Source organism: Streptomyces sp. MZ04 (assembly GCF_004684775.1).
GTDB lineage: Bacteria > Actinomycetota > Actinomycetes > Streptomycetales > Streptomycetaceae > Streptomyces.
Map to the genome: position 1 here is coordinate 1 of NZ_SRIC01000095.1, position 26,997 is coordinate 26,997.

The 26,997-nt window shown below is 70.4% G+C and carries 26 protein-coding genes and 1 tRNA gene; 11 read left to right on the plus strand and 16 right to left on the minus strand.

The genetic code is table 11. The features are described 5' to 3' along the window. Positions 1-219 precede the first annotated feature (219 nt). Complete coding sequence (locus tag E2651_RS20620) at positions 220-1,530, minus strand: low temperature requirement protein A (protein WP_135332654.1); 1,311 nt, start codon at positions 1,528-1,530, stop codon at positions 220-222. Between the two features lie 461 nt (positions 1,531-1,991). Here E2651_RS20620 and E2651_RS20630 point away from each other — a divergent pair, with 461 nt between their 5' ends. Next, complete coding sequence (locus tag E2651_RS20630) at positions 1,992-2,219, plus strand: hypothetical protein (RefSeq protein WP_135332655.1); 228 nt, start codon at positions 1,992-1,994, stop codon at positions 2,217-2,219. 7 nt (positions 2,220-2,226) lie between these two features. Here the strand turns inward: E2651_RS20630 and mscL are convergent, their stop codons facing one another. The 6 genes from mscL to E2651_RS20660 all read right to left on the minus strand — a co-directional run bounded on the left by mscL (position 2,227) and on the right by E2651_RS20660 (position 7,945). After that, positions 2,227-2,703 carry a large conductance mechanosensitive channel protein MscL gene (gene mscL / locus E2651_RS20635; RefSeq protein ID WP_209446201.1) on the minus strand — a complete coding sequence of 159 codons (477 nt, stop codon included), beginning with the start codon at positions 2,701-2,703 and terminating at the stop codon, positions 2,227-2,229. A gap of 138 nt (positions 2,704-2,841) precedes the next feature. Further along, complete coding sequence (locus E2651_RS20640) at positions 2,842-3,375, minus strand: hypothetical protein (RefSeq protein ID WP_245239036.1); 534 nt, start codon at positions 3,373-3,375, stop codon at positions 2,842-2,844. 156 nt (positions 3,376-3,531) lie between these two features. Next, complete coding sequence (locus tag E2651_RS20645) at positions 3,532-4,383, minus strand: S-methyl-5'-thioadenosine phosphorylase (RefSeq protein WP_135332658.1); 852 nt, start codon at positions 4,381-4,383, stop codon at positions 3,532-3,534. A gap of 85 nt (positions 4,384-4,468) precedes the next feature. Continuing rightward, a complete protein-coding gene (locus tag E2651_RS20650; protein WP_135332659.1) occupies positions 4,469-4,825 on the minus strand; it encodes an FmdB family zinc ribbon protein in 357 nt (118 codons plus the stop codon). Positions 4,826-4,892: 67 nt separating this feature from the next. Further along, positions 4,893-6,158: an MFS transporter gene (locus E2651_RS20655; RefSeq protein ID WP_135332660.1), complete on the minus strand. Its 1,266-nt coding sequence runs from the start codon at positions 6,156-6,158 to the stop codon at positions 4,893-4,895. A gap of 266 nt (positions 6,159-6,424) precedes the next feature. Continuing rightward, positions 6,425-7,945 carry a potassium/proton antiporter gene (locus E2651_RS20660; protein ID WP_135332661.1) on the minus strand — a complete coding sequence of 507 codons (1,521 nt, stop codon included), beginning with the start codon at positions 7,943-7,945 and terminating at the stop codon, positions 6,425-6,427. A 213-nt stretch (positions 7,946-8,158) separates the two neighbouring features. On the opposite strand from E2651_RS20660, the gene E2651_RS20665 reads away from it, so the two are divergent. Continuing rightward, positions 8,159-10,912 carry a penicillin acylase family protein gene (locus E2651_RS20665; RefSeq protein ID WP_135332662.1) on the plus strand — a complete coding sequence of 918 codons (2,754 nt, stop codon included), beginning with the start codon at positions 8,159-8,161 and terminating at the stop codon, positions 10,910-10,912. A 67-nt stretch (positions 10,913-10,979) separates the two neighbouring features. On the opposite strand, the gene E2651_RS20670 is transcribed toward E2651_RS20665, so the two are convergent. Continuing rightward, complete coding sequence (locus E2651_RS20670) at positions 10,980-11,606, minus strand: 5-formyltetrahydrofolate cyclo-ligase (RefSeq protein WP_135332663.1); 627 nt, start codon at positions 11,604-11,606, stop codon at positions 10,980-10,982. Between the two features lie 94 nt (positions 11,607-11,700). Here E2651_RS20670 and galU point away from each other — a divergent pair, with 94 nt between their 5' ends. The 7 genes from galU to E2651_RS20705 all read left to right on the plus strand — a co-directional run bounded on the left by galU (position 11,701) and on the right by E2651_RS20705 (position 17,144). Next, a complete protein-coding gene (galU, locus tag E2651_RS20675; protein WP_135332664.1) occupies positions 11,701-12,606 on the plus strand; it encodes a UTP--glucose-1-phosphate uridylyltransferase GalU in 906 nt (301 codons plus the stop codon). A gap of 4 nt (positions 12,607-12,610) precedes the next feature. Continuing rightward, positions 12,611-13,942, plus strand: coding sequence for a gephyrin-like molybdotransferase Glp (glp, locus tag E2651_RS20680; RefSeq protein WP_245239037.1), 1,332 nt, complete (start codon positions 12,611-12,613; stop codon positions 13,940-13,942). Between the two features lie 85 nt (positions 13,943-14,027). Then, positions 14,028-14,519, plus strand: a complete 492-nt coding sequence (gene moaC, locus E2651_RS20685) for a cyclic pyranopterin monophosphate synthase MoaC (RefSeq protein ID WP_135332666.1) — start codon at positions 14,028-14,030, stop codon at positions 14,517-14,519. Then, complete coding sequence (locus E2651_RS20690) at positions 14,516-15,016, plus strand: MogA/MoaB family molybdenum cofactor biosynthesis protein (RefSeq protein WP_135332667.1); 501 nt, start codon at positions 14,516-14,518, stop codon at positions 15,014-15,016. Before moaC ends, E2651_RS20690 begins: the two co-directional genes overlap by 4 nt. Then, positions 15,013-15,636, plus strand: a complete 624-nt coding sequence (locus E2651_RS20695; RefSeq protein WP_266869747.1) for a GNAT family protein — start codon at positions 15,013-15,015, stop codon at positions 15,634-15,636. The genes E2651_RS20690 and E2651_RS20695 overlap by 4 nt, the downstream gene beginning before the upstream one ends. Positions 15,637-15,833: 197 nt before the next feature. Beyond that, positions 15,834-17,003: a gephyrin-like molybdotransferase receptor GlpR gene (gene glpR, locus E2651_RS20700; RefSeq protein ID WP_135332669.1), complete on the plus strand. Its 1,170-nt coding sequence runs from the start codon at positions 15,834-15,836 to the stop codon at positions 17,001-17,003. A gap of 67 nt (positions 17,004-17,070) precedes the next feature. Beyond that, positions 17,071-17,144: transfer RNA gene (locus E2651_RS20705), tRNA-Ala, on the plus strand. Positions 17,145-17,206: 62 nt separating this feature from the next. On the opposite strand, the gene E2651_RS20710 is transcribed toward E2651_RS20705, so the two are convergent. Beyond that, the gene (locus E2651_RS20710; protein ID WP_135332670.1) at positions 17,207-17,719 is read right to left on the minus strand and encodes a GNAT family N-acetyltransferase; all 513 of its coding nucleotides are present in this window, start codon (positions 17,717-17,719) and stop codon (positions 17,207-17,209) included. Positions 17,720-17,785: 66 nt separating this feature from the next. Here E2651_RS20710 and E2651_RS20715 point away from each other — a divergent pair, with 66 nt between their 5' ends. Then, positions 17,786-18,589 carry an exodeoxyribonuclease III gene (locus tag E2651_RS20715; RefSeq protein WP_209446202.1) on the plus strand — a complete coding sequence of 268 codons (804 nt, stop codon included), beginning with the start codon at positions 17,786-17,788 and terminating at the stop codon, positions 18,587-18,589. Between the two features lie 48 nt (positions 18,590-18,637). Here the strand turns inward: E2651_RS20715 and E2651_RS20720 are convergent, their stop codons facing one another. The 4 genes from E2651_RS20720 to E2651_RS20735 form a co-directional block, all read right to left on the minus strand. Beyond that, complete coding sequence (locus tag E2651_RS20720; RefSeq protein WP_135332677.1) at positions 18,638-19,300, minus strand: hypothetical protein; 663 nt, start codon at positions 19,298-19,300, stop codon at positions 18,638-18,640. A gap of 177 nt (positions 19,301-19,477) precedes the next feature. Then, positions 19,478-20,353 carry an SDR family oxidoreductase gene (locus tag E2651_RS20725; RefSeq protein ID WP_135332672.1) on the minus strand — a complete coding sequence of 292 codons (876 nt, stop codon included), beginning with the start codon at positions 20,351-20,353 and terminating at the stop codon, positions 19,478-19,480. Further along, positions 20,350-21,339, minus strand: a complete 990-nt coding sequence (locus E2651_RS20730; protein WP_135332673.1) for an alpha/beta hydrolase — start codon at positions 21,337-21,339, stop codon at positions 20,350-20,352. Before E2651_RS20730 ends, E2651_RS20725 begins: the two co-directional genes overlap by 4 nt. Beyond that, the gene (locus tag E2651_RS20735; protein WP_135332674.1) at positions 21,336-22,919 is read right to left on the minus strand and encodes an NAD(P)/FAD-dependent oxidoreductase; all 1,584 of its coding nucleotides are present in this window, start codon (positions 22,917-22,919) and stop codon (positions 21,336-21,338) included. The genes E2651_RS20730 and E2651_RS20735 overlap by 4 nt, the downstream gene beginning before the upstream one ends. 175 nt (positions 22,920-23,094) lie before the next feature. Here E2651_RS20735 and E2651_RS20740 point away from each other — a divergent pair, with 175 nt between their 5' ends. Then, positions 23,095-23,787: a MerR family transcriptional regulator gene (locus E2651_RS20740; protein ID WP_135332678.1), complete on the plus strand. Its 693-nt coding sequence runs from the start codon at positions 23,095-23,097 to the stop codon at positions 23,785-23,787. Positions 23,788-23,803: 16 nt separating this feature from the next. On the opposite strand, the gene E2651_RS20745 is transcribed toward E2651_RS20740, so the two are convergent. The 3 genes from E2651_RS20745 to E2651_RS20755 form a co-directional block, all read right to left on the minus strand. After that, positions 23,804-24,829, minus strand: a complete 1,026-nt coding sequence (locus E2651_RS20745; RefSeq protein WP_245239039.1) for a DUF6528 family protein — start codon at positions 24,827-24,829, stop codon at positions 23,804-23,806. A gap of 138 nt (positions 24,830-24,967) precedes the next feature. After that, the gene (locus E2651_RS20750) at positions 24,968-25,186 is read right to left on the minus strand and encodes a hypothetical protein (protein ID WP_135332676.1); all 219 of its coding nucleotides are present in this window, start codon (positions 25,184-25,186) and stop codon (positions 24,968-24,970) included. A 115-nt stretch (positions 25,187-25,301) separates the two neighbouring features. Further along, on the minus strand, positions 25,302-26,997 hold a 1,696-nt coding region (locus tag E2651_RS20755; RefSeq protein ID WP_209446203.1), incomplete at its 5' end, for a S41 family peptidase.

Here is a 26,997-nt window from a genome sequence, read left to right on the forward strand (position 1 = left end):
GGGTGAGGCAGTGCGCGCCGCCATCCGCCGGGCGGGGGTGAGGCAGTGCGCGCCGCCATCCGCCGGGCGGGGGTGAGGCAGTGCGCGCCGCCATCCGCCGGGCAGGGGTGAGGCGGACGCGTGACGCCATCCGACGGGCAGGGCTGAGGCAGTGCGCGCCGCCATCCGCCAGGCGGTGCCGAGTCGCCCGCGTGCAGCCATCCGCCGGGCCGGGGCGAGTCAGACGCCCGCGGTTGCCATCCGCCGCGTCAGTGTCACCCCTGTGGCGACCGTCGCCGTGGCGACGAGGCCCGCCACCGGGACCGCCCAGCTTCCGGCGAACGTACTCGCGAGCGTCGCCAACGCCCCGCCCGGCAGTACCAGTTGCTGCGCGATGCCCACCTTGTAGTAGCGGGAGTGCAGCAGCCACACCGTGAGGAGGTACAGCGCCATCGGCACGGTCACCGAGGCGGACGCGGCGAGTGTCGAGATGTGCGCCTTGCCGACGGCCTGCTCGACCGCGACCTCGATGCCGGCGCCGATCGCGGCCGCCGCGCCGAGGATGAAGTAGTGCCCGTAACCCCACAGGAACGCCTGCCGGTTGGTGCTCAGGCGGCCGTGGATCGGCACGACGAAGTAGATCCACCACGCCGCGAAGACGATCAGGAGACCGCCCGCGGCGATGGGGAGGAGCTCGCCGAGCTCGTCGTTCTCGTCGATGCCGGACTTCACGGCGACGGTCGCCGCCGCGATCGTCTCGCCGAGCACGATGATGGTGAACAGGCCGTACCGCTCCGCGATGTGATGCGGATGCCAGGGCGTGGTGTAGGCCCGCTCGGCGATGACGGGTACGCACATCTCGGCGATCGCCATCCCCAGGAACAGCCATCCACGGGCGCCCTCCGGCAGGAAGAGCAGCCCGGACCAGCCGATCTGACAGAGCAGCACACCCACGGCGTACCGCAGCGCGGTGCGGCGTTCCTCCCCGCCCGCGGCGGACGCGACGCGCAGCCACTGGGTGGTGAGCGCGACCCGCATGATCAGGTAGCCGAGCCAGATGAGGAGGAAGTCGTGCTCCTCGAACCCCTTGGAGACCCCTGCCGCGAAGACGAGCACACCGGCGATCTGTACGAGGGTGACCACCCGGAAGAGCACGTCGTCGTTGTCGTACGCCGACGCGAACCACGAGAAGTTGACCCACGCCCAGAACAGCGCGAAGAACACCATCGCGTAGTTGAGGATCCCCTCGCTCGCGTGGCCCTCGGCGATCGCGTGCACCAGCTCGGCACCGGCCTGGGCGACCGCCACGACGAAGCAGAGGTCGAAGAAGAGCTCCAGCGGGGTCGCCGCCCGGTGCTCCTCGTCCCGCCCGCGCGCGAGCAGGGGGCGCAGGGTCGCCGATGCGGGGACGGATCCGGGGACCGGGCGGCCGGGGCTGGAGTGACCGGAGCCGGAGCCGGAGCCGGAGCCGGAGCCGGAACCGGAGCCGGAGCCGGAACCGGCGCCGGAATCTGGGTCTGGGGTCGGCGCGGAGGCCGGTGTGGATGTCATGCCCAAAGCACAGCAGAAGCTCTGGGCCGAATCCGGCTGCGGCACCCGTTCCCACCCGACGGACACCCACCCGGGCGCGGCACGCACAGGCGCGGCACGCACGGGCGCGGCACGCACGGGCGCGGCACGCACAGGGGCCCGAAGTCCCGCGGAGCCCGCGGTCTTTGTCCTGGTCACCTCGTGTCCAAGGCCTCTGCTCCCGGCGGCGGGCGGGGCCGATCGTGGAAGTGCCAGGCCCCGGAGCAAGCTCGCGTCGACGTGCTGCCCTTTCCACAAGCTGGGCGAGGCGAAGTGGGACGCGCTCGGCAAGGACTTCACGCTGCGCGACACCCCATCGCCCACCCCGGAGCAGATGACCGCCGTCAAGAAGATCTTCGAGGATCAGGGCCTCAAGGCCGTCTGGCGCCGGTCGGCCGGCGGTGGCCGGGTCCACCAGCGCCCCACGGACGTACCCTGGATACATGAGCACCGCCCCCGCCCCCGAACCGCGCGATCCGAAGGAATCGGAGACCGTGGAGGGTTCCACGGCGCCGAAGAAGCCGAAGAGCGCCCTGGTCTTCGACGACCCCCTGTCGCAGCAGTCTTCGGACGACACGGACCGCGGGTGGGGCGAGCGGCCTCCGGTCGGCGGCGACAGCGCCGCCGACCTGGCGCGCTTCCTCGACGAGAAGCCGCCCCACCACGTCTGAGCCCGCTCTACGGCTCGCTGTGGCCAGAGCCGCGCTGCGCCACCAGGGCGTCGCGGATCTCCTTCAGAACCTCCAGCTCGGACAGTTCGACGACCTCCTGCGCGCCCTCCTTGGCGGCCTTCCGCGCTGCCTGCTTGGCCAGGTACTTGGCCATGGGAAGGACCATCAGGAAGTAGACGACGGCGGCGGTGATCACGAAGCTGAGGACCGCGCTCAGGACGCTTCCCCACATGATCGGGATGCCTCTGATGACGTCTCCCGCCTCGTTCGTCTCGCAGGGTGACTTCAGACACGAGCGGTAGTGGTCGAGATCCTTCGTCCCGAAGGCACCGACCAGCGGGTTGATGACGCCCTTCACCACCGAGTTCACGATGTTCGTGAACGCGGCGCCGATGACCACCGCGACCGCCAGGTCGACGACGTTGCCGCGCATCAGGAAGGCCTTGAAGCCCTCCCAGAGACCCGGTTCCTTCTTCTCGCTCACCACGAGGCCTTTCGTTGCACATGCAGCTTGTAAAACAGACAGCTTCGCAACCTACGGCAGCGCCCGGCAGGCCTGTCCAATTGGGCGCCTCGAACGGGCGACTTGACCGCATGCCAGTGCAGTCGCACACACCATGAATCAGCACAACGTCACCGCCAGGCGCGCACTCGCACCGGCGCCCGCGAGCCGCGCCGCCGTCGCCCGCGGCACGGAGAGCACCACCAACGCCCCGCCCTCCGCGGCACTTTCGGCCCCGTCCGCGGGCTCGGGCACCTCGGCCACCCTGGCGCCGGCCGCGACCACCCGCGGCTCCCCGCCGCCCGCGGTCGAGCCATCGGCGGCGACGACGTCGACCCGGTCCCCGCGGTGCAGCAGCCGCACCGTCGCCGCGTCCGCGATCCGCACGGGAGCCGTCACCAGAGGGGCAGCCGCCGCCTGGTGCCCCTGCGGCCGAACCCGATCGGGGTCCCGCACCCGCTCGGCGTCCCGCGGTCCCGCGGCCACGAGCGCGGCCGCGGTCATCGCGAGCCCCGCGGCCATGGCCCGCCGTCTGTGCCGCAGCAGCCGTCGCAGCCGGTGCCGCCCGCCGCGTACCCGCACGGGAGCGAAGTGCGGCACCTGGCAGCTGCCTGCCGGCCGGGGCTGAGAAGGGACTGGGATCACGACGACCACCGCCTGCGACGAGATGAGCTGGCTTCCGCTCTCACGATGCAGGCCCGCGCCGAATCCCGCTGAGCCCCGTGGACTACTCGCCGGTTGTGGACAACTCCCTCACCCGAAGGGGAAGTTCCGGCCCATCAGGCCGCCCGTCAGGTACCGCGATCCGCCTCAAGGCAGCCGGATCCCCGGATCCATCCCACCCAGCGCCCCCGCGCACATGCAGTCCCGCTCGCCCTCCGCCGGCAGCCCCGCCACCGCGTCGAACAGCACCGACCGCAGCCGGTCCACATTCGCCGCGAACACCCGCAGGACCTCGTCGTGCGAGACGCCCTCGCCGCTCTCCGCCCCCGCGTCGAGATCCGTGACCAGGGTCAACGACGTGTAGCAGAGCTCCAGTTCACGGGCGAGAACCGCCTCGGGATGCCCGGTCATGCCCACCACCGACCAGCCCTGCGCCGCGTGCCAGCGCGACTCCGCACGGGTCGAGAACCGCGGCCCCTCGATCACCACCAGCGTCCCGCCGTCGACGGGCTCCCAGTCACGGCCGCGCGCCGCCTTCAGCGCGGCGCTGCGCCCGGCCGGGCAGTACGGGTCGGCAAGCGACACGTGTACGACGTTCGGAATGCTGCCGTCCGCCAGCGGGACGCCGTCGAAGAACGTCTGCGTACGGGTCTTCGTGCGGTCCACGAGCTGGTCGGGCACCAGCAGCGTCCCGGGCCCGAACTCGGGACGGAGCCCGCCCACCGCGCACGGCCCGAGGACCTGCCGCACGCCCACGGAGCGCAACGCCCAGAGATTGGCGCGGTAGTTGATGCGATGCGGCGGCAGATGGTGCCCGCGGCCGTGCCGGGGCAGGAAGGCGACCCGCCGCCCGGCGATCTCGCCGAGGAACAGGGAGTCGCTCGGCGCCCCGTAGGGGGTGTCGACCTGGAGTTCGGTCACGTTGTCGAGAAAGGAGTAGAAGCCCGAGCCGCCGATGACGCCGATGTCGGCCCGCGTCGCGTTCGCCGTGTTCACCATGTCCAGCACAGTAGCCGGGCGCCGGTACGCCGAAGTCCCCGCCGTCGGAAGACGGCGGGGACCTGGAAGAAAGGCGTGCTGAGCCCTACGCGGCCGACGACCCGGAGGACGAGGTCGACGCGGAGCCGGACGACTTGGAGTCCGACGAGGAGGACCCGGGAGACGCGGACGAACCGGACGAACCGGACGACGAAGCGGTCGAGGCGGACTTGGAGTCCGACGACTTCGACGCCGTCGTCGACGACGGCGTGCTGCTCGACGAGGAGCCGCGGCTGTCGTTGCGGTAGAAGCCGGAGCCCTTGAAGACGATGCCGACGGCCGAGAACACCTTCTTGAGGCGTCCCTCGCAGCTGGGGCACACGGTCAGGGCGTCATCGGTGAACTTCTGCACCGCCTCGAGGCCCTCGCCGCACTCGGTGCACTGGTACTGGTACGTCGGCACTTGCTTCCTCCTGGCACTCTCACTCGATGAGTGCTAACGACGGTCCATAGTGACGTATTCCTTGAGATCAGTCCACCGTGACCGGCTCGCGGTGACCGACGCCACGCGCCACCGTGCGCCCGGTGGACCGAGGTACGAGCCGCGATCGCAGGGTGAGCAGCACCACCAGAGCCAGTGCCGTACCGCCCAGCGGCACCAGGAATCCGGCGCCGTCCCACAGGCGGTCCTCCAGCTGTCCGGCCACCGTGACGGCGGCCGCCTGGCCGAGCGCGACGGCGCCCGTCAGCCAGGTGAAGGCCTCGGTGCGGCCGGTCGGCGGCACCAGCTTGTCCACCAGCGTGTAGCCGGTGATCAGCGCCGGAGCGATGCAGACGCCCACCAGGAGGCCGAGCCCGGCGAGCAGCACCACGGAGTGCATGGCCCACAGCCCGGAGGCCATCAGTGTCAGCCCCGCGTACGCGACGACGAGGCGCCGCTGCGGGGCGATCTTCCAGGCGATGGCACCGCAGACGAGACCGGAGAGCATGTTGCCCGCCGCGAAGGTGCCGTACAGGACGCCGTTCAGGCCGGGCTCGCCGATCGACTCGGTGAAGGCGGCAAGCGCGACCTGCATGCCGCCGAAGACGGCGCCGATGCCCAGGAAGGTGACGATCAGGACCCGCACTCCGGGGACCCGCAGCGCGGAGACGTGCTCCACGCGCGCGTGCTCGTCGCGCGGGGCGGGCTTGGGCTGGGTGCTCTTCTGCGCGGCGAACAGCAGGCCGCCGATCAGCGTGAGCCCGGCCTCCGTGAAGAGTCCGGCCGACGGGTCGATCGTGGTGCACAGCGCGGTCGCGAAGAGCGGGCCGAGGATGAACGTCAGCTCGTCCGTGACCGACTCGAAGGCGGCCGCCGTACCGGCCAGCGGGGAGTCCTGCAGCTTGACGCCCCAGCGGGCCCGCACCATGGGGCTGATCTGCGGCTGTGAGGCGCCGGTGGGCACCGCCGCGACGAAGAGCGCCCACAAGGGGGCGTCCGACAGCGCGAGCAGCGTCAGGGAGAGCACCGACACGGTGTGGATGAGCACGCCGGGCACCAGCACGGCCCGCTGGCCGTAGCGGTCGGCGAGCTTGCCGGTGAAGGGGGCGAACACCGCCATGGAGACGCCGGTGACGGCCGATACGGCGCCCGCCGCTCCGTAGGAGCCGGTGGTGTGCTGCACGAGCAGGACGATGGAGATGGTCAGCATCGCGAAGGGCTGGCGTGCCGCGAAGCCGGGCAGGAGAAACGTCCAGGCGCCGCGGGTGCGCAGCAGCTGTCCGTATCCGGGGCGGGAGGTGACCGTGGATGCCACGGCCCGTGCCTTTCTGCCGCCTGGTAGCGCGGCCCCCTTTTCAGGGCGACGGCGCCGAGAGCTGTCCTCTTGCGCGGAACTGCGGTAGATGCCGGTTGCCCACTGCGAGGACGTGCGGCCGCCATACGGTCGGCGCCAGCTCTGCGTCAGACAGAGTTGGTTCGATCAGTTGGTACAGGCGAGATCGATTGCTTCAGATCACGCGTTCCTTCATCGTACAGGGAACGAGCCCGTCAAGCCTGCGAATACTGAGAATGAGGCGCCCGTCACCTGCGATTGCCGCGACCGTCCGGCTTCTGGCCGGTCGTTCCCAGCCATCCGGCCAGCTTTCCGCCCTGTCCGACCGCGCGCAGCCGCTGCTCGGCGGCGTCGCGCACCGGGTCGGTGGCCACCACCAGGAGCTCGTCCCCGCGTCGGAGCACGGTCGTGGGCAGCGGCACAAAGGATTCGCCGCCGCGTACGACGAGCGTGACCGCGGCCCCGGAGGGCATCCGCAGCTCGGCCACCTCGACGCCGTGCATCCGCGAGCCCTTCGGGATCGACACCGAGAGCAGATGCCCGCGCAGCCGCTCCAGGGGCGCCGATTCGACGCCGAGGTCGGCGGCCTCCGAGGAGTCGCCCAGGCGCAGCTTCCTGGCCAGCCACGGCAGCGTAGGACCCTGGATGAGGGTGTAGACGACGACCAGGACGAAGACGATGTTGAAGATCCGCTGGCTGTCGTCGACGCCGTTCACCATGGGGATGGTGGCGAGGATGATGGGCACGGCGCCGCGCAGGCCCGCCCAGGACATCAGGGCCTTCTCCTGCCAGGGCATGCGGAACGGCAGCAGGCTGATCACGACTTCCAGGGGTCTGGCCACCACGGTCAGGACCAGGCCGATGACGATCGCGGGCCAGGCGTCGTCGAGCAGGTCGTGCGGCGTGACCAGCAGGCCGAGCAGGACGAACATGCCGATCTGGGCGATCCAGCCGAGCCCTTCGGCGAAGCCGCGGGTGGCCGGCCAGTGCGGCAGCTTGGCGTTGCCGAGGACCATCGCGGCGAGGTAGACGGCGAGGAATCCGGAGCCGTGCGCCATGGCGCCCGCCGCGTACGCCGTGACCGCGATGGCGAGGACGGCGATGGGGTAGAGGCCGGACGCGGGCAGTGCCACGTGCCGCAGGCCGTAGGCGCCGAGCCAGCCCACCGCGAGGCCGATCGCCGCCCCGATCGCCAGCTCCAGGGCGATCTCGCCGACGAGGACGTACCAGGGCTCCACGGGGCCCGCTGTGGAGAAGGCCACGACCAGGATCACCACAGGGGCGTCGTTGAACCCCGACTCGGCTTCCAGGACGCCTGTCACGCGGGCCGGCAGCGGTACCTTCCGCAGCACGGAGAAGACCGCCGCGGCGTCCGTCGAGGAGACGACCGCGCCGATGATGAGCGCCTGCCGCCACTCGAGACCGACCAGATAGTGCGCACCCGCGGCTGTCACGCCGACGCTCACCGCGACGCCCGCCAGCGAGAGCGTGGCGGCCGCCGGAAGGGCCGGCTTGATCTCTTTCCACTTCGTGCCGAGACCACCCTCGGCCAGGATCACGACAAGCGCCGCATAGCCGATGACCTGGGTCAACTCGGCATTGTTGAAGGTGACGTTGCCGATGCCGTCCTGGCCTATCGCAACGCCGATGCCGAGGTAGAGGAGCAGGCTGGGGAGCCCACTGCGCGAGGAGATCCGGACCGCCGCCACCGCGACGAGCAGAACGAGCGAGCAGATGAGCAGAAGCTGGTTGAGGTCGTGGACAGTCAGGGGCCGTTCCTCTCTTCGCGCGAGCCAAGTACTTCGTTACCTTACCTAATTGTTAACGCTTCCTTGATGCCCTCGAACACGTATCCGATGCGTCGCGATGTAGGTTCCTGACTCCGCGTCCGAGGCCGTAGTGCCCTGCGCCTATGGTTGCTCCAGCGCTCCCACCACCGCCCAGCCGGCACTGCCGCTCGCGTAAGGACAGCAAGGACAGCGATGCCCTCGAATACCACCGCCTCTTCCGGTCATAAGTCCGGCAAGAAGAAGGGGCGCCGAGCCCGACTCATCGTGATCGTCCTGGTCCTGGCCATCGTGGGGGGCATCGGATACGGCGCGTACTGGAGCATCAGTACCGTGCGCGCCTCCTTCCCGCAGACCAAGGGGACGATCGAGCTCGACGGCCTCGCCGGACCCGTCGACGTGAAGCGTGACGGCAACGGCATCCCCCAGATCTACGCCGAGTCCGACGCCGACCTGTTCATGGCCCAGGGCTACGTCCAGGCGCAGGACCGCTTCTGGGAGATGGACGTCCGCCGCCATATGACCTCCGGTCGGCTCTCCGAGATGTTCGGAAAGGGCCAGGTCAAGACCGATGAGTTCCTGCGGACGCTCGGCTGGCACCGGGTGGCGCAGAAGGAGTACGACTCCAAGCTCTCGCCGGAGACGAAGAAGTACCTCCAGTCGTACGCCAAGGGAGTCAACGCCTACCTGAAGGACAAGGGCGCCGAGGACATCTCCCTGGAGTACGCCGCCCTTGGCTTCACCAACGACTACAAGCCCCAGGAGTGGACGCCCGTCGACTCCGTGGCCTGGCTCAAGGCCATGGCCTGGGACCTGCGCGGCAACATGCAGGACGAGATCGACCGCTCCCTGATGACCAGCCGCCTCGGCCCGTCGCAGATCAAGGACCTGTACCCGGAGTACCCGTACGACCGGAACAAGCCGATCGTCCAGGAGGGCGCCTACAACAGCGTCACCAAGGAGTACGAGGGCAAGGGCGCCACGAGCGGCCAGTCGGGCACCGGAGGCGCCGCGGGCACGGGCCTCGCGGGCAACACCGACGCCCCCGACGGGCTGCAGTCCCAGCTCTCCGGCCTCTCCGACGTCCTGGACAAGATCCCGGACGCGGGCCTGGGCCCGAACGGCAACGGCATCGGCTCCAACTCCTGGGTCGTCTCCGGAGAGCACACCATCACCGGCAAGCCGCTGCTCGCCAACGACCCGCACCTCTCGCCGCAGCTGCCGTCCGTCTGGTACCAGATGGGTCTGCACTGCCGGACGGTCTCCAAGGACTGCCAGTACGACGTCTCCGGCTACACGTTCTCCGGGATGCCCGGTGTGGTCATCGGCCACAACCAGGACGTCGCCTGGGGCATGACGAACCTCGGCGCCGACGTCACGGACCTCTACCTGGAGAAGTTCGCAGGCGACGGCTACGAGTACGACGGCAAGGTCGTGCCCTTCAGGAGCCGCGTGGAGACCATCAAGGTCGCGGGCGGCAAGTCCAAGAAGATCACCGTCCGCGAGACCGACAACGGCCCGCTCCTGTCCGACCGCGACGACGAGCTCGTGAAGGTCGGCAAGAAGGCCACCGTCGACAGCGCGGCCCCCGACCGGGGCGACGGCTACGGAGTCTCGCTGCGCTGGACCGCGCTCCAGCCGGGCAAGTCGATGGACGCCGTCTTCGCGCTCAACAAGGCCAAGGACTTCTCGGACTTCCGCAAGGCGGCCGCTTCTTTTGAAGTGCCCTCCCAGAACCTGATCTACGCCGACACCAAGGGCCACATCGGCTACCAGGCGCCGGGCAGGATCCCGGTCCGCGGCAACGGCGACGGCGCGCTCCCGGCGCCCGGCTGGGACTCCGACTACCGCTGGACCGGCTACATCCCGCAGTCCGCGCTGCCCTACGAGTACGACCCGAAGCGCGGCTACATCGTGACCGCCAACCAGGCCGTCATCGACGAGGACAAGTACCCGTACAAGCTCACGTCGGACTGGGGCTACGGAGCGCGCAGCCAGCGCATCACCGACCTCATCCAGTCGAAGATCAAGAACGGTGGCAAGATCTCCACCGAGGACATGCGCACGATGCAGATGGACAACAGCAGCGAGATCGCCAAGCTGCTGGTGCCCAAGCTGCTCAAGATCGACATCAAGGACTCGTACGTCCGCGAGGCGCAGAAGCTCCTCGAGGGCTGGGACTACACCCAGGACGCCGACTCGGCGGCCGCGGCGTACTTCAACTCGGTCTGGCGCAACATCCTCAAGCTGTCCATCGGCAACAAGCTCCCCAAGGAGCTGCGGGTCAAGGGCCAGTGCCTGAACGTCGAGCCGGCCGGGAACACGGGCCCCGCCGACGAGGCCGAGCCGGTGCGCGAGTGCGGCCAGCGCGACTCCGAGTCGGCACAGCCCGACGGCGGCGACCGCTACTACGAAGTGATCCGGTCGATCCTCGACGACGAGGACAACGACTGGTGGAAGTCGCCCGGGACGCGTACCGACGCCGAGACCAAGACCCGCGACCAGCTGTTCTCGCGGGCCATGGAAGACGCCCGCTGGGACCTGACGGCCAAGCTCGGCAAGGACATCGACACCTGGAGCTGGGGCCGCCTGCACCGGCTGACCCTGAAGAACCAGACCCTGGGCGTCGACGGCCCCGGCTGGCTCCAGTTCATGCTCAACCGCGGCCCGTTCAAGCTGGGCGGCGGCGAGGCGGCGGTCAACGCCACCGGCTGGAACGCGGCGGGCGGCTACGGCGTGCAGTGGGTGCCGTCGATGCGGATGGTGGTGAACCTGAAGGACCTCGACAAGTCCAAGTGGATCAACCTCACCGGCGCTTCGGGCCACGCCTACAACGCGCACTACACCGACCAGACCAGCAAGTGGGTCAAGGGCGAGCTGCTGCCGTGGTCGTTCTCGGAGAAGGCCGTCAAGGACAGCACGAGCGACACCCTGGTGCTGCGCCCCTGAGCCGTACGCAACACTGACAAAGGGCCCTCCACGCACGCGTGGAGGGCCCTTTCGCGTCAGGGGGAGGTCAGCCGAAGCGGCGCACCCCCGACGGCGTGACCACGGCGTGCACCGGCTTGTCGTGGGCCTCGGCCGGGACATGGGCGACGACCTCGGTGTCGTACAGGAGCACCACCAGGGCCGGATCGGCCCCCGCCCGCTCGAGCCGGGCGAGCACCCTGTCGTACGACCCTCCGCCGCGCCCCAGGCGCATCCCGCGCTCGTCGACGGCGAGGCCGGGCAGCAGCACGGCGTCCGCCTCGGTGACGGCGTCCGGTCCCAGGCGCGCCCCCGAGGGCTCCAACAGCTCGATCTTTCCCGGGTGTTGTACGCGCTCGAGCGAGCCGTCGCCGTCGTACGCCCCCCAGTCCAGGTCGTTGTCCGCGAGGAGCACCGGCAGCAGGACCCGCGTCCCGCGCGCGTGCAGGGCGTCGAGGAGCGCGCGCGTGCCCGGTTCGCTCCCCACGGAGACGTACGCCGCGACCGTGCGCGCCCCGGCGAGCTCCGGCAGCTCCAAAGCGCGCTCGGCGAGAACCGCGGCGGCCCCCTGCGCGTCATCCCTAGTCAACCGGCTTCTCACCGCGAGGAATCCTCCCCGCAATGTGCGCTTGGTTGCCTTGTCCGGGTCGGCCTTGTCCGGGTCGGTCTCTGCCATGGCGTAGCCACAAATCCCTTCAGTTGTGCTCATATGAGAATCAATTGTCTGGAGCCACAGATTCCGCACATACACACCGGTTATGGTTACGGACATGACTGAGTCTCACCCCCACAGGATCAGCAAGGCTGTCATTCCGGCAGCAGGTCTGGGCACCCGGTTCCTGCCGGCGACCAAGGCCACTCCGAAGGAGATGCTGCCGGTCGTCGACAAGCCGGCGATCCAGTACGTGGTCGAAGAGGCGGCCTCGGCGGGTCTCGACGACGTCCTCATGATCACGGGCCGCAACAAGCGCCCCCTCGAGGACCACTTCGACCGCAACTACGAACTGGAGTCGGCCCTTCTGAAGAAGGGCGACGAGGCGAGACTGGCGAAGGTCCAGGAGTCCAGCGACCTCGCGACGATGCACTACGTACGCCAGGGCGACCCCAAGGGACTCGGTCACGCCGTCCTGTGCGCCGCCCCGCACGTCGGCCACGAGCCGTTCGCCGTGCTCCTCGGCGACGACCTGATCGACCCGCGCGACCCCCTGCTCGCCCGCATGGTCGAGGTCCAGGAGCGGCGCGGCGGCAGCGTCATCGCCCTCATGGAGGTGGCCCCGGAGCAGATCCACCTCTACGGCTGCGCGGCCGTCGACATCACCGACGAGAGCGACGTCGTGAAGGTGACCGGCCTCGTCGAGAAGCCCGAAGCGGCGGACGCCCCCAGCAACTACGCCATCATCGGCCGGTACGTCCTGGACCCCCACATCTTCGACATACTGCGCAAGACCGAGCCGGGCCGGGGCGGCGAGATCCAGCTCACCGACGCGCTCCAGCAGCTCGCGGAGGACGAGAAGGTCGGCGGCCCCGTGCACGGCGTCGTCTTCAAGGGCCGCCGCTATGACACCGGTGACCGCGGCGACTATCTGCGTGCCATTGTCAGACTCGCGTGCGAACGTGAAGACCTGGGCCCGGACTTCCAGGCCTGGCTTCGCAGTTACGTGTCCGAGGAGATGTAGCACTTTGAGCAGCAGCGCGACGACCGAAATCACTGGCCAGGACCATCTCTGGTCGGTGAGCGAGCACCTGGACGACATCCTCGGATCCGTCCGCCCTCTGGAGCCCATCGAGCTCCAACTCCTCGACGCCCAGGGCTGCGTCCTCGTCGAGGACGTCACGGTGCCCGTCTCGCTGCCGCCCTTCGACAACAGCTCCATGGACGGGTACGCGGTCCGGGTCGCCGACATCGCGGGCGCGAGCGAGGAGTTCCCCGCCGTCCTCACGGTCGTCGGCGACGTGGCCGCGGGCCAGGGCGAGCAGCCCACCGTCGGCGCGGGCCAGGCCGCCCGCATCATGACCGGCGCCCCGCTGCCGCCCGGCGCCGAGGCCGTCGTCCCCGTGGAGTGGACCGACGGAGGCCTCGGCGCGGGCCCCGTCTCCGGGATGCGCGCACACAGCGCCGCCCCGGACGGCGCCTCCGGAGAGGTCCGCGTGCACCGCCCCGCAGAGGCACGCGCGCACGTCCGCGCGCGGGGCAGCGACGTCCAGGCCGGCGACCGCGCCCTGACCGCGGGCACGGTCCTCGGCGCCCCGCAGATCGCCCTGCTCGCCGCGATCGGCCGCGGCACGGTCACGGTGCGCCCGCGCCCCCGCGTGGTCGTCATGTCCACCGGCAGCGAACTGATCCAGCCCGGCGAGGAGTTGGCCAAGGGCCAGATCTACGACTCCAACAGCTTCGCCCTCACCGCGGCCGCGCGGGACGCCGGAGCGATCGCCTACCGCGTGGGCGCCGTCGCCGACGACGCCGAGACACTGCGCTCCACGATCGAGGACCAGCTGATCCGCGCCGACCTCATCGTCACCACGGGCGGCGTCAGCGTCGGCGCGTACGACGTCGTGAAGGAGGCGCTCTCCTCGATCGGGGACGAGGACGAGGCGGGCAGCGGCATCGAGTTCCGCAAGCTCGCCATGCAGCCGGGCAAGCCCCAGGGCTTCGGCTCCATCGGCCCCGACCACACCCCGCTGCTCGCGCTGCCGGGCAACCCGGTGTCGTCGTACGTCTCCTTCGAGATCTTCGTACGTCCCGCCGTCCGCACCCTGATGGGCCTCCCGGACGTCCACCGGCCCACGGCACGCGCCAAGCTCACCGCCGACAAGGCGCTGACCTCGCCCTCCGGGAGGCGGCAGTTCCTGCGCGGGAGCTACGACCCTCAGGCGGGCACGGTGCGGCCCGTGGGCGGCGCAGGTTCGCATCTCGTGGCGGCCCTCGCGCACGCGGACGCGCTGATCGTCGTCCCGGAGAAGACCACTTCGGTGGAGCCGGGCGCCGACGTCGATGTGGTCCTGCTCGGCTGAAAGGCGCTCCCGCGCGGTACGGTGTCGCGCACATAGGCCCCCGCGCCGCACCGCGGGAGTGCCCGGACCGGGAGCGCCACAGCACATGAGTACCCAGCAACGCTTGACGCACATCGACGAAGCGGGCGCCGCCCGCATGGTCGACGTATCCGAGAAGGACGTGACCGCGCGCACCGCCCGCGCCACCGGCCGCGTCCTGGTCTCGCCCCGTGTGATCGAGCTGCTGCGCGGGGAAGGCGTCCCCAAGGGCGACGCCCTGGCCACCGCGCGGATCGCGGGCATCATGGGCGCCAAGCGCACCCCGGACCTGATCCCGCTCTGTCACCCGCTCGCCGTCTCCGGAGTGAAACTCGACCTCTCCGTAGCGGACGACGCCGTCGAGATCGCCGCCACGGTGAAGACGACGGACCGCACGGGCGTCGAGATGGAGGCCCTCACCGCGGTGTCCGTCGCGGCCCTCACGGTGATCGACATGGTCAAGGCCGTCGACAAGGGCGCGGTCATCACGGACGTACGCGTGGAGCAGAAGACCGGCGGCAAGTCCGGGGACTGGAGCCGCGAAGGAGCCGGGGCATGACGGCGTACCGCGCGCTCGTCGTCACGGCGTCCAACCGCGCCGCCGCCGGCGTCTACGCCGACCGCGGCGGGCCGATCATCGCCGAGGGCCTGACGGCGCTCGGCTTCGAGGTCGAAGGCCCTCAGGTCGTCCCCGACGGCGACCCCGTCGAGCAGGCCCTGCGCGCCGGAGCGGACGCCGGGTTCGATGTGATCCTCACCACCGGCGGCACCGGCATCTCGCCCACCGACCGCACCCCCGAGGCCACCCGCCGCGTCATCGACTACGAGGTGCCCGGCATCCCCGAGGCGATCCGCGCGTACGGCAGGGACAAGGTCCCCACGGCCGTGCTCTCCCGGGGCCTCGCCGGAGTCGCGGGCCGGACGCTCATCGTGAACCTGCCGGGCTCCACCGGGGGCGTACGCGACGGCCTCGCCGTCCTGGAGTCCCTGCTGACGCACGCCGTCGAGCAGCTCCGGGGTGGCGACCATCCCAGACCCTCCGGGGGTGCCAGCTGAACAGCCCCTCCTGGCCCGTCGAGCTCACGGACGGCGATGTCGCCCTCCGCCCCATAAAGATGCGCGACCAGCGTGCCTGGCGTGAGGTCAACCGGCGCAACCGGGACTGGCTGCGCCCCTGGGAGGCCACCATCCCGCCGCCCACGGCGAGCGGCCCGATCGTGCACCGCCCGACGTACCGTCAGATGGTCCGTCACCTGCGCGCGGAGGCCGCCGCGGGACGCATGCTGCCCTTCGTGATCGAGTACCAGGGGCGGCTCGTCGGGCAGTTGACGGTCGCGGGGATCACCTGGGGATCGATGTGCTCGGGCCATGTCGGCTACTGGGTGGACCAGTCGGTGGCGGGGCGCGGCGTGATGCCGACCGCCGTCGCGCTCGCGGTGGACCATTGCTTCCGGTCGGTCGGGCTGCACCGTATCGAGGTCTGTATTCGCCCCGAGAACGGGCCAAGTCGCAGGGTCGTGGAGAAACTTGGATTCCGCGAGGAGGGGCTCCGCCCACGCTTTCTCCACATCGACGGTGCCTGGCGCGACCATCTTGTGTTCGCGCTCACCGCCGAAGAGGTACCGGAAGGGTTGCTCCGGCGCTGGCACCAGGCACGACCTCGGAACACCGCGTAAATAGAATACGTGTTTGAAATTGATCGGTGATCGACCGTCTGGGGCCCGACTTGGTCCCTCTGAGGCATTAATTTCACGGTCTCGGTGGCCTGTTGATCGCATCAGTCACAAAAAAAGTTCGAGATATCAGCCAGATCGTGCGACACACCGGCCCAATTGGCAGATGGCCTCTACGAAACCCCTCTACCGTGTGAGGCGTGAGCAGCAGCGGCCTCATCTACGCAGTCATCGTCGGGGCCTGGGCCGCCTACTTGGTGCCGATGTGGCTCCGTAGGCAGGACGAGCTCAATGAAGCCCGTCCGACGGAACGCTTCAGCACCGCCATCCGGCTTCTGTCCGGACGGGCGGGGATGGAGCGCCGATACGCCAAGGACCTGCAAGCGCGCTCGCCTGAGGAGGAGGAGTCGCGCGACCCGGACGACGCCCCCGGTTCGGTGGACGTCCGGGCCTTTGTCGCGCCTCCGAACTCCGCCACGCGGCACCCCCAGGCGAAGCCCCCGGCGCAGCGGCCTCCTGCACAGCAGCCCCCGGATCCGGCCCCGGCTCCTGCTCCGGCGCAGTCGCCCGCCCGGCGGGCCGCGTCGGCGGAAGCCGCCGCGCGCGCTCGGCGCACGAAGGTGCTCGCGCGCCGACGGCGTACGACGGTGATGCTGTTCGCCGCCTTCACGCTCGGTGCGATCGTCGCGGCGGTCGGCGGGCTCGCCTTCCTGTGGGCGCCCGCCGCCCCGGCCGCACTCCTGAGCGCGTACATCGTGTACCTGCGCGGCCAGGAGCGGCGCCGCTTCACCTACACCATGGACCGGCGCCGGGCCGAGGTCGCGGCGCAGCGGCTGCGTGAACGCCAGCCGCGCAGGCGGCCGTCCGGCACGGAAGCGGTGGCCGACGCGACGGAGGAAGGGCCAGGCCCCGAGACGGAGACCGGTCTCTCCGCGCTCGCCGCCGACCGCCGCGCCCTGGTCGAGCAGACCGACCACGCCGAGTGGGTCGACCAGCAGCGCGAGCGGCAGCGCCGCCCCGGGCACGGCGACAGCTGGGACCCGGTGCCGGTGCCGCTGCCGACGTACGTGACCGCGCCCGTCGCCCCGCGCGCCACCGGCGATGTCGACCTGGGCGCACCCGACGCGTGGAGCTCGGCGCGGTCGAGCGCGATGGAGCCGACGGGGGCGAGTGCCGCCGAGGAGGCCCGGCGTGACGGCGGCGACGACGCGTACGCCGATGAGGCGGGCGGCGCCGACGAGGCGGACGGCGGCGGTGGCCGCAGCGACGCACGGCGGGCCGCGTCCGCCCGCAGGGCCCGCGAGCGCGGGCGCACGCCGCTCTTCGATCAGTACGAGGAAGGCGAGCGGCCGCGTGCCGCCAACGAGTGATGCCTGACCAGCCAGGAACGGATTTCCGAGCACCCGGATCGGGATGCTAGAGTTTCACTCGTTGCAAGGGCCTGTGGCGCAGTCTGGTAGCGCACCTCGTTCGCATCGAGGGGGTCTGGGGTTCAAATCCCCACAGGTCCACTGCACATGAGATCCCGTCCGGTTCATCGAACCGGGCGGGATCTTTGCGTACGCCCTCGGAGCTACAGCGCCTTCACGAAGCAGCGGCTCAGGTTCTCGAAGCGGTAGTGGCCGAACTTGGCGGGGGCCGGGGTGTAGCCGGTCGAGGTGTAGAGGGATATCGCCTCCGGCTGCTTCGTGCCCGTCTCCAGGACCATGCGCGTACGTCCGGCCGCCCTCGCGTGGTCCTCCAGGGCCGTCAGGATGCGGCGGGCGAGGCCAAGGCCGCGGGCCTCCGGGGTGACGTACATGCGCTTGATCTCCGCGTCGCCGTCCGCGTACCCCTCGTCGTTCGCCACGTGGCCGCGCCAGCCGCCGGTGGCCAGCGCGGTGCCGTTCGTGTCGTACGCCACGAGATACAGACCGCGCGGGGCCGCGAACATGGCCGGGTCGAGGGGTGTGACATCGCCCTCGTCGCCGTACCGCTCGGCGTATTCGAGCTGGACGCGGTCGTTGAGCTTGATCGCGTCGGGGTGGTCGAAGGGGGTGGGGCGCAGCTCTACGTCGGGCTGCTGTGACGGTGGCTGAATAGTCATGCGAATCATCGTACTTCTATGCGGCGGAGTGCGGGTATTCATTAAGTGTGCCGGTATCGTTCCGGGATGCTCACAGTGACCAGTGTGAATGTGAACGGGCTGCGTGCCGCCGCCAAGAAGGGCTTCGTGGAGTGGCTCGCGGGCACCTCGGCCGATGTGCTCTGCCTGCAGGAGGTGCGCGCCGAGCCGCAGCAGCTGCCGGACGAGGTGCGGGAGCCCGATGGCTGGCACGTCGTGCACGCGCCGGCCGCGGCGAAGGGGCGCGCGGGTGTCTCCCTCTATACGCGCCGCGAGCCGGAGCGGGTGCAGGTCGGGTTCAGGTCGCAGGAGTTCGACGGCAGCGGGCGGTATGTGGAGGCCGATCTGCCGGGGGTCACTGTCGCCAGCCTCTATCTGCCCTCCGGCGAGGTCGGCACGGAGCGGCAGGACGAGAAGATCCGCTTCATGGGGGAGTTTCTCGAATATCTGAAGGGGCTGAAGGCGCGGGCCGCCGCCGAGGGGCGTCACGTCGTCGTCTGCGGTGACTGGAACATCGCGCACCAGGAGGCCGACCTCAAGAACTGGAAGGGCAACAAGAAGAACTCGGGCTTCCTGCCCGAGGAGCGTGCCTGGCTCGGGGAGGTCTTCGACGGTGAGAACGGCGGATACGTCGATGTCGTGCGGGCGCTGCACCCGGATGTCGAGGGGCCGTACTCGTGGTGGTCGTACCGGGGGCGGGCCTTCGACAATGACGCGGGGTGGAGGATCGACCTCGTCGCCGCGACCCCCGGGCTCGCCGACCGTGCGGTCAAGGGGTTCGTGGAGCGGGCGGCCAGTCACGAGGAACGGTGGTCGGATCACGCTCCCGTGACGGTCGTCTTCGAGATGTGAGAGAGCATGCGGGGCGCTCCGGTCGATCCGGCACCGCCCCGCTCGGGCTCAGCCTTCCCGCGGTGGGCGTTCCTCGAGAGTGAAGGTCAGGCGGGACGAGGCTGGCCCGGCCAGCCTGGTCCTGTCGCCGCCGCGGCGGCCTTTCGCGACGGTGACGCGAACGCCGTGGCTCAGGAGCTGCTCGCGCGTCACGTTGCCGCTCGTCGCTGTCATCCGACTGAAACAGTTGGTCGCATCGGCATCGAGCCAGTCCGAACGCATTGCCGCGGGTGCGGGACAGGTTTCGGCTCGGGAGGCCGCGCGGCCTACGTAGTCGCCGTGCGGGGAGTCCTTTCGCGCGGCGAAGTACATGCGCCCGCCGCATCCGGCGCAGTGCGCGACGCCCGTGAGCAGAGCGGTTGACCGGGTCCTGGTGTGACTGCCCCGGGAACGTGTGCGGAGCAGGCTCTGCAGTGCGTCGACATCGCCCTCACCGAGCAAGGGCGGGCCGATGAGAACGGGAGCGCCTTCGGCGTCGCGTACGGTCTCCCCTCGGTGCACGCGGTGTCCCATCAGCGAGGGGCTGCGCAGTACTTTGCAGAGAGTGCTGGACGTCCAGCGGAACCTGTCGAAGTCGCGACCGTGCCGCCGCCCGCCCGTCGGGCGGCCCTGCAGTTGCGCGTGCCGGTCGCGCGGCACCAGGACACCCGCCTCGTTGAGTTTGCGTGCGATCGCGACCCCATCGACGGATGGTGGAGCCGTCCGCCTGTGGCGTCACGACAAGGGGGTGGTCCGCTTCGGCGTTCGCGCATACGAGTGTCCGGGCGTGCCGCTAACATGCCTCGATGGGGTGAATGCCCGTACAGGTACGGGGTGTTAAGCCCCCTGGTGTGCGAGGGCGCTGAACCGCTACCGCCCCCGCGCCTGCTCGTCCGCCGATCCCCCCGCGCCGACGAGCCCGGTGGAGACGCTCCCCAGGCGCGGCTCGAAGCGGCGCATCTCGCGCTGGCCGACGGAGCCGATCACGGCCGGCAGGTATCCGCGGATGCCCTGCATGCCGCGCAGCCACCACTGCGCGTACACATGGCTGGAGCGGCGCTCGATGCCGGCGACGATGCGGTCCACGGCCGGACCCAGGGGGTACGTCTTGTTGGACGGCCACGGCAGGCGCTGGCGCAGCTCCCGCATCACGTCGTCCTGGTCGGCGCCCCGCACCATGTCCGTGTCCGTCCAGGACAGATAGCCGACGCCCACCTTCACGCCCTTGTATCCGACCTCCGCCCGCAGCGAGTGCGCGTACGCCTCGACTCCCGACTTCGACGCGCAGTACGCCGTCATCATCGGGGCCGGCGTGATCGCCGCCAGTGAGGCGATCTGCAGGAGGTAGCCGCGGCTCTCCATCAGGACCGGCAGGAACGCCCGGCCCGTCACCGCGCTCCCGATGAGGTTGACCTCGATCACCCGGCGCCACGCGTCGGGGTCGGACTCGACGAACGGTCCGCCGCTCGCGACACCCGCGTTGGCGACGACGATGTCGACCTTCCCGAACCGTTCCTTGACCTCCTGCGCGACCCGCGCCATCGCGACGTGGTCCGTCACATCCACGTGCCAGGCCTCGGCCTCGGTGTGCAGCCGCCCCGCGACCTGCTTCAGCTCGTCCGGCTCGAGGCCGACCAGCGCGATCTTCGCGCCCCGCGCCGACAGCTTGCGGGCGAGCAGTTCGCCCACCCCCCGCCCCGCGCCCGTGACGACCGCGACCTGTCCCTCCAGGCTGACCTTGCTCATGCGCTGCTCCCCTCGACCTTGACGTCGACCTTGACCTCGGCCTCGGCCTTGACCTGCGGCTCGTCCGCCCGTACGTACGTATCGATCAGTTCCCTGATCCGTTCCGTCACCACCTCCGGCGCCTCGATCGGCGTCATGTGGCCGATCCCCGCCAGTTCGGTGAGCCCCACGGAGTCCGGCAGCATCGCCTCGATCCGCCGTGCGTGCGTGATCGGTGTCAGGCGGTCGGATGTTCCCGCGATGACGGCGGTGGGGGCCGTCAACTCGAGCAGTCCCGCGTCCAGTTGCAGTTCGGCGAGCACATGCGACCAGCGATAGCGCACGACCCGCGGGCAGGCGTGCACGATCCGTGCGCACGCCTCCACCCTGTCCGGTGACGAACCGGCGCCCATCGTCGCGTACTTGAGGATCCGCCTGGCCATCCCGGTGACGGGACCGAGCGGCGCCTTGGCCCCGAGTACCGACCGCGTCACCCGCTTCCGCACCCGCCCGGCCCGGATCGGCACCACGGTCGACTCGGCGACGAGCCGCGAACTGCCCGTGCTGCACAGCAGAACGGCTCCCGCGTGCTCGCGGAACCCGGGCCGCGTACTGGCGGCCATCATCGTCATGCCGCCCATGGAGTGCCCGGCGAGCAGCGCCCGCTCCCCGGGTTCCAGCGTCGCCGCGAGCACCGCCTCCAGGTCGTCGGCGAGCGCGGTCGTGCTGTACCCCTCGAGCCCGGCCGGCGCGGCACTGCGCCCGTGTCCCCGCTGGTCGTACGCGATCACCCGGTGGTCGACCGCCAGGTCACGTATCTGCGCCGCCCAGAACGCGGTCGAGCAGGTCCACCCGTGCGCGAGCACCACGGCGGGCGCGGCTGCTTTGTCGTCGGGGCCGTGCACCTCGACGTGCAGCCGGGCGCCGTCCGCCGACACGGCGGTGAGTTCCCGCGCCGCGGGCGGTGGTGCGAACGGCCCGCTCATGACGTGGGTGAGTCGGCTCATGCCCCGGCCTCGACCTTCTTGCTCGTCCGTGCCTTGCTCTTGCCCTTGCCCGTCGCCGTACGCGGCTTCGGCGGCGCGTCCCGCTTCGGCGGCCGCAGCACCTCGTACTCGGCGAGATCCACCTGCCGCGTGGCGTTGCGGAACTCGGTCGTCGTGCCCGGCCAGATCGTGGTGTTCACGCCGTTCGCGTCGAGGTACCAGCTGTTGCAGCCGCCGGTGTTCCACACGGTGCGCTCCATCCGCCGCTGCACCTTGTCGTTCCAGGCGTGTACGGCGTCGGTCCGCGCGGCGAGTGCGGCGCGGCCGCCCAGTACGTCCAACTGCCGCATGTAGTCGGCGAGATAGTTCAGCTGGGACTCGATCATCAGGATCATCGAGGAGTTACCGAGGCCGGTGTTCGGGCCGATGATCGTCATGAAGTTGGGGAAGCCCGCCGCGGTCGCGCCGCGCAGCGACTTCATCCCGTCCTTCCAGGACTCCATCATCGTCCCGCCGTCGGCGCCGACCACGCGGTCGGCGATCGGCATGTCCGTCACATGGAATCCCGTACCGAAGATGATCGCGTCGACCTCGGCCTCGGTGCCGTCGGAGGCGACGACGGTGTTGCCGCGCACCTCGCTCAGGCCGCTCGCGACGACGTCGACGTTGGGCCGCGCGAGCGCCGGGTAGTACGTGTTCGACAGCAGGATCCGCTTGCAGCCGATGCGGTACGCCGGTGTCAGCTTGGCCCGCAGCGCCCGGTCCTTGACCGCGCGGTGGATGTTCCACTTGGCCAGTTGCTCGACCGGGCCGAGCTCGTTCGGCCGCTTGGTGAACGCCTGGACCTGCAGCTCCCGGATGCCCCACAGGATGCCGCGCCTGGCGTGTGTGGTGAAAGGCAGCTGACGGTGCAGCCAGCGCTCGGCGCCGGTGACGGGGCGGTCCATGCGCGGCATCACCCACGGCGGGGTGCGCTGGAAGAGGGTCAGCTTGCCGACCTCGCGCTGGATGGCGGGCACGATCTGGATGGCGGAGGCGCCGGTGCCGACCATCGCGACGCGCTTGCCGCGCAGGTCGTAGTCGTGGTCCCAGCGGGCGGAGTGGAAGACCTTGCCCTCGAAGGTGTCGAGGCCCGGGATGTCCGGCAGCTTGGGGTCGGAGAGCGGCCCGGTGGCGGAGACGACGACGTCGGCGGTGAGGGTGCCGTTGCTGGTCTCGATCTGCCACCAGAGCTGGTCGGCGTCCCAGCGCGCCTGCGTGACCTCGGTGTTGAGGCGGATGTGCGAGCGGAGCCGGAAGGTGTCCGCGACCCGTTCCAGGTACTCCCGTATGTGTTCCTGGCCGGAGAAGGTGCGCGGCCAGTCGGGGTTGGGCGCGAAGGAGAACGAGTAGAGGTGTGAGGGTACGTCGCAGGCGCAGCCCGGATAGCTGTTGTCCCGCCAGGTGCCGCCGACCGCGCCGGCCCGCTCCAGGACGACGAAGTCGGTGATCCCCTCGCGGCGCAGCCGGACGGCCGCGCCCAGGCCGCCGAAGCCGGACCCGATGACCGCCACCCTCACATGCTCGTGTTCGCGCCCCTGCTCGCGCTCGTGCTCGGCCATGCCGCCGCCTCCCGAACCGCCGATGACTCTGCCAGTGACCACTGGCGCAATGGGGAGACTAGAACAGTGACGTACTCATGGGTAGGGGTTGGGCGGGAGGAGTTACCGCCGGTAGAACACTCGCCCGATCCACACGGCATAGGCTGCTGCCGTGGCAGAGACACGCGAGTACCGCATGGAGGAGCTGGCCAAGGCGGCCGGCATCACAGTGCGCACCGTGCGCTTCTACCGTGAGCGCGGCCTTATCCCGCCGCCCCGCCGCGAGGGCCGCATCGCCTGGTACGACGACCATCACCTCGCCAGGCTCCGTACGATCGCCGCACTCCTGGAGCGCGGCCACACCCTGAGCGGCATCGCGGAACTGGCGGAGGCCTTCGAGAACGGCCGTGACGTCGGCGAACTGCTCGGCATGGGCGAACCCACCGAGGAGGTCCCGGTCCGCCTCACCCCGGAGGATCTGGCCGACCACTTCGCCGGCGAGGTCACCCCCGAGAACCTCGCCGCGGCCCTGGACCTCGGCTACCTCGCCACCGACGGCGACGAGCTCGTGCACGTCAGCCGACGCCTCCTGGACGTGTCATCGGCGCTGGTCCGCGAGGGCATCCCGCTGGCCGCGGTCCTGGAGGCGGGTCAACGGGTACGCGAACACGCGGACGCGCTCGCGGAGTTGTTCATCACGATCATCCGCGCCCATACGCCGCCGGAGGAGGGCGACAAGAACATAGACCGCCTGCGCCCCCTGGCGAAGAGCGTGGTGGAGGCGGAACTGTCGATGGCGATGGACCGCCGCCTGGCTTCCGAGAAGCCGTCCGAGAAGCCGTCCGGGAAGCCGTCCGAGAAGCCGTCCGAGAAGCCGTCCGAGCACTGAGCCCGCGGCCACCGACCTACCGCGGCAGGAACCAACGTGCCTTATAGATACCGCCGTTGACCAAGGTGTACGAACTCGCGGGCTGATGCACACTCACCTTCGTCGTCCACCACGTCTCCCCGAGGCCGCTCTCAGGAACGGTGCTCACGACCTGCCCGGTCCGCGGATCGTCGCCGACGGCCTTCACCGACTTCCGGGCGATCTCCGTGGCCCCGGGGAAGTCCCGTACGAAGGCCTGCCCGGCGATGTCGTACTGGAAGACGGACGCGTTCGTCGTCACCCAGAGCCGCCCCGGCCGCCCCGCCACGGGGAACAGATCATGCCCGCCCGGCGTCTTGCCCGGCGTACCCACCGGAAGTCCGACGGTCAGCTGCCGCGTCAGCGTGGGCCTGGACCGCGTCCCGCCCACGGCATACGTCACCAACTCGTCGTCTCCGATGGCCCACAGCACCTCACGCGCACCGTCCCAGTGCAGCCCGTGCGCACCCTTGAGCTCCGCCTCGGCGTACCGCGAGGCCCGCGGCCCCTGCGACGCCGCGTACAGCCGCACCAGCGCTCCCGTGCTGCACGCCACCGCGACATTGCCGTCCGGCAGGATCTCCGCGCTGTGCGGATTGAAGAGATCGTCGCCGGGTCCGATCGCCGTGCCCCAGTAGCGGCGCCCCGAGGGGAAGTCGACGACGGCGACGAATCCGAAGGACGCGGTCGTCAGGACGTAGGTGCGGCCGCCCACGCGCCGCACCTTCGACTCGCTCGGGTACACCCAACTGACGTCGGGCCGCAGGTCCTTGTAGTGCGCGTCACCCAGCGGCGAGAACGCCCACAGCACGGAAGACGGATCGGTGGCCGGGTCCCAGACCTGCCGCCCGGGGTCGAGCACGAGGATCCGCTTGCTCGCCTGCTCGGTCAGCAGAACGGGTGGCGTGCCCTTCGGTACGTCGTCTTCAGCGGCGGCTGCGGGCAGCGCCCCCACACCCCCGACCGCGAGCCCGGCGCCCGCCGCGCCGAACGCTCCAAGGAGTACACCCCGACGAGACGGCATCCCGGACATGAAGTCCCCCCACATGACGGAAAGTTGGGCCGTTGCCGCGCCATTGTCAGGTACGCGACCCACATTCCGAAAGCAGTAGGGCCCACCCGGTGCCTCCGAGTGGGCCCTACCGTTCACGCGTGCGCGGTGTCAGGCGTCGTAGTCCTGATTGAACTTGTCCTGCTGCTCCTGCGCCGCACGCTGCGTCTCGTCAAGGTCCTGCTGGCTGCGCTCCTTCGACTGCTTCTTCGGCTGCTCCTGCGCCTGCGAGGCGCGCTCGCTCTCCTCGTCCTGCCCGCCGCTCATGCCGCCCTTCGCCTTGTCGCCGAGGTCGCGAGCCTTGTCTTCGAACTGGTCCTTGATGCCCATGCGGTTCACTCCTAGAGGGTGAGATTGGAAGGGCCTCGACCAGACTGACACGGGGGTACATTCCGCGCATTTCGACCATTTACGGACCGTGATCACCACCGTGACTGCCACGTGATCACCAGCGCGGCGGCAGCTTCGGGCGGCGTCGGTCCGGCACGTCCGAGTAGCCCGGAGGGGTCGCCGCGGGCTGCCGGTCGAGCAGGTCGAGCGCGAGGCCGACCGCGTCGTCGAGCTGGGCGTGCCGCCCCTCCGCCCAGTCCAGGGGGGTGCGCAGGACGTCCAGGTCCGGTGCCACGCCGTGGTTCTCCACGGACCAGCCGTACGCGTCGAACCAGCCCGCGTTCATCGGCACCGTGATGACCGTCCCGTCGCCGAGCCGGTGCCGCCCGGTCATGCCCACCACGCCGCCCCAGGTGCGCTGCCCCACCACGGGGCCGAGGCCGAGCAGCTTGAAGGCCGCCGTGATCATGTCGCCGTCCGACGACGTCGCCTCGTCGGCGAGGGCCACCACGGGGCCGCGGGGCGCGTTCGACGCGTACGACACCGGCTGGGCGTTCCGTGTCAGATCCCAGCCGAGGATCTTGCGCGTCAGCTTCTCGACGACCAGTTCGCTGATGTGGCCGCCCGCGTTGCCGCGTACGTCCACGATCAGCGCCGGACGGGACACCTCGAGGCGCAGGTCCCGGTTGAACTGGGCCCAGCCCGAGCCGCCCATGTCGGGGATGTGCAGATAGCCGCACTTGCCGCCGCTCAACTCCCGTACGACCTCGCGCCGTTTGGCCACCCAGTCCTGGTAGCGCAGGGGTCGTTCGTTGACCAGCGGGACGATGGCGACGCGCCGCGCGCGCCCCTCGCCCTCCGCCGGCTGGAACGTCAGCTCCACCGTCGTGCCGCCCGCGGCCGCGAGCAGCGGGTAGGGCCCGGCGACCGGGTCGACCGGGCGGCCGTCGATGTGCGTCAGGACCGCGCCCTCGCGGATCCCCGCACCGGCGAGCGGCGAGCGTGCCTTGGAGTCGGACGAGTCGCCGGGCAGGATCCGTTTGACGGTCCAACTCCCGTCCCGGCAGACCAGGTTGGCGCCGAGCAGGCCCATCGCGCGCTGGTAGTGCGGCGGCCCCTCGTTGCGGCGCGCGGCGGCGACGTACGCATGGGACGTGCCCAGCTCGCCGAGGACCTCGCGGAGCAGGTCCGCGAACTCGTCGGGGGACGCGACGCGTTCGATCAGCGGGCGGTACTGGTCCAGGACGGCGGGCCAGTCGATGCCGCACATGTGCGGCTCCCAGAAGTAGGCCCGGATGAGGCGGCCCGCCTCGTCATAGGCCTGGCGCCACTCGGCGGGCGGGTCGACCTCGTGCAGGATGCGGCGCAGGTCGATCCAGACGGTCGTGTCGCTGTCGCCGGTCTCGGCGGACGGCACGGCGGTCAGATCGCCCTCGTCGACCACGACGAGGCGGGAGCCGTCGCCGCTGACGGCGAACCAGTCGAGATGCTCGACGAGTTGGGACTTCTTGGCCTTGCTGATGTTGAAGTATTCGAGGGTGGGGCGCCCCGAGGTGTCGGCCGGGTTGGCGAAGGTCTCGCCGAGCGCGCCCGAGATCGGCCAGCGCAGCCAGACGAGGCCGCCGCCGCTGACGGGCTGGAGCGCGGAGTATTTGGACGCCGTGACGGGGAACGGCGTGACCCGGCTCTCCAGGCCCTCGACCTCCACGGTGGTGGTGCCGTCGCCGTCGCCGTCCCCTTCGCCGTGCTCGACCGGGTCGAGCCCGCCCGCGGCAGGGCGGCCGTCGGGGGAGAGCGCGAAGGGGGAGGGG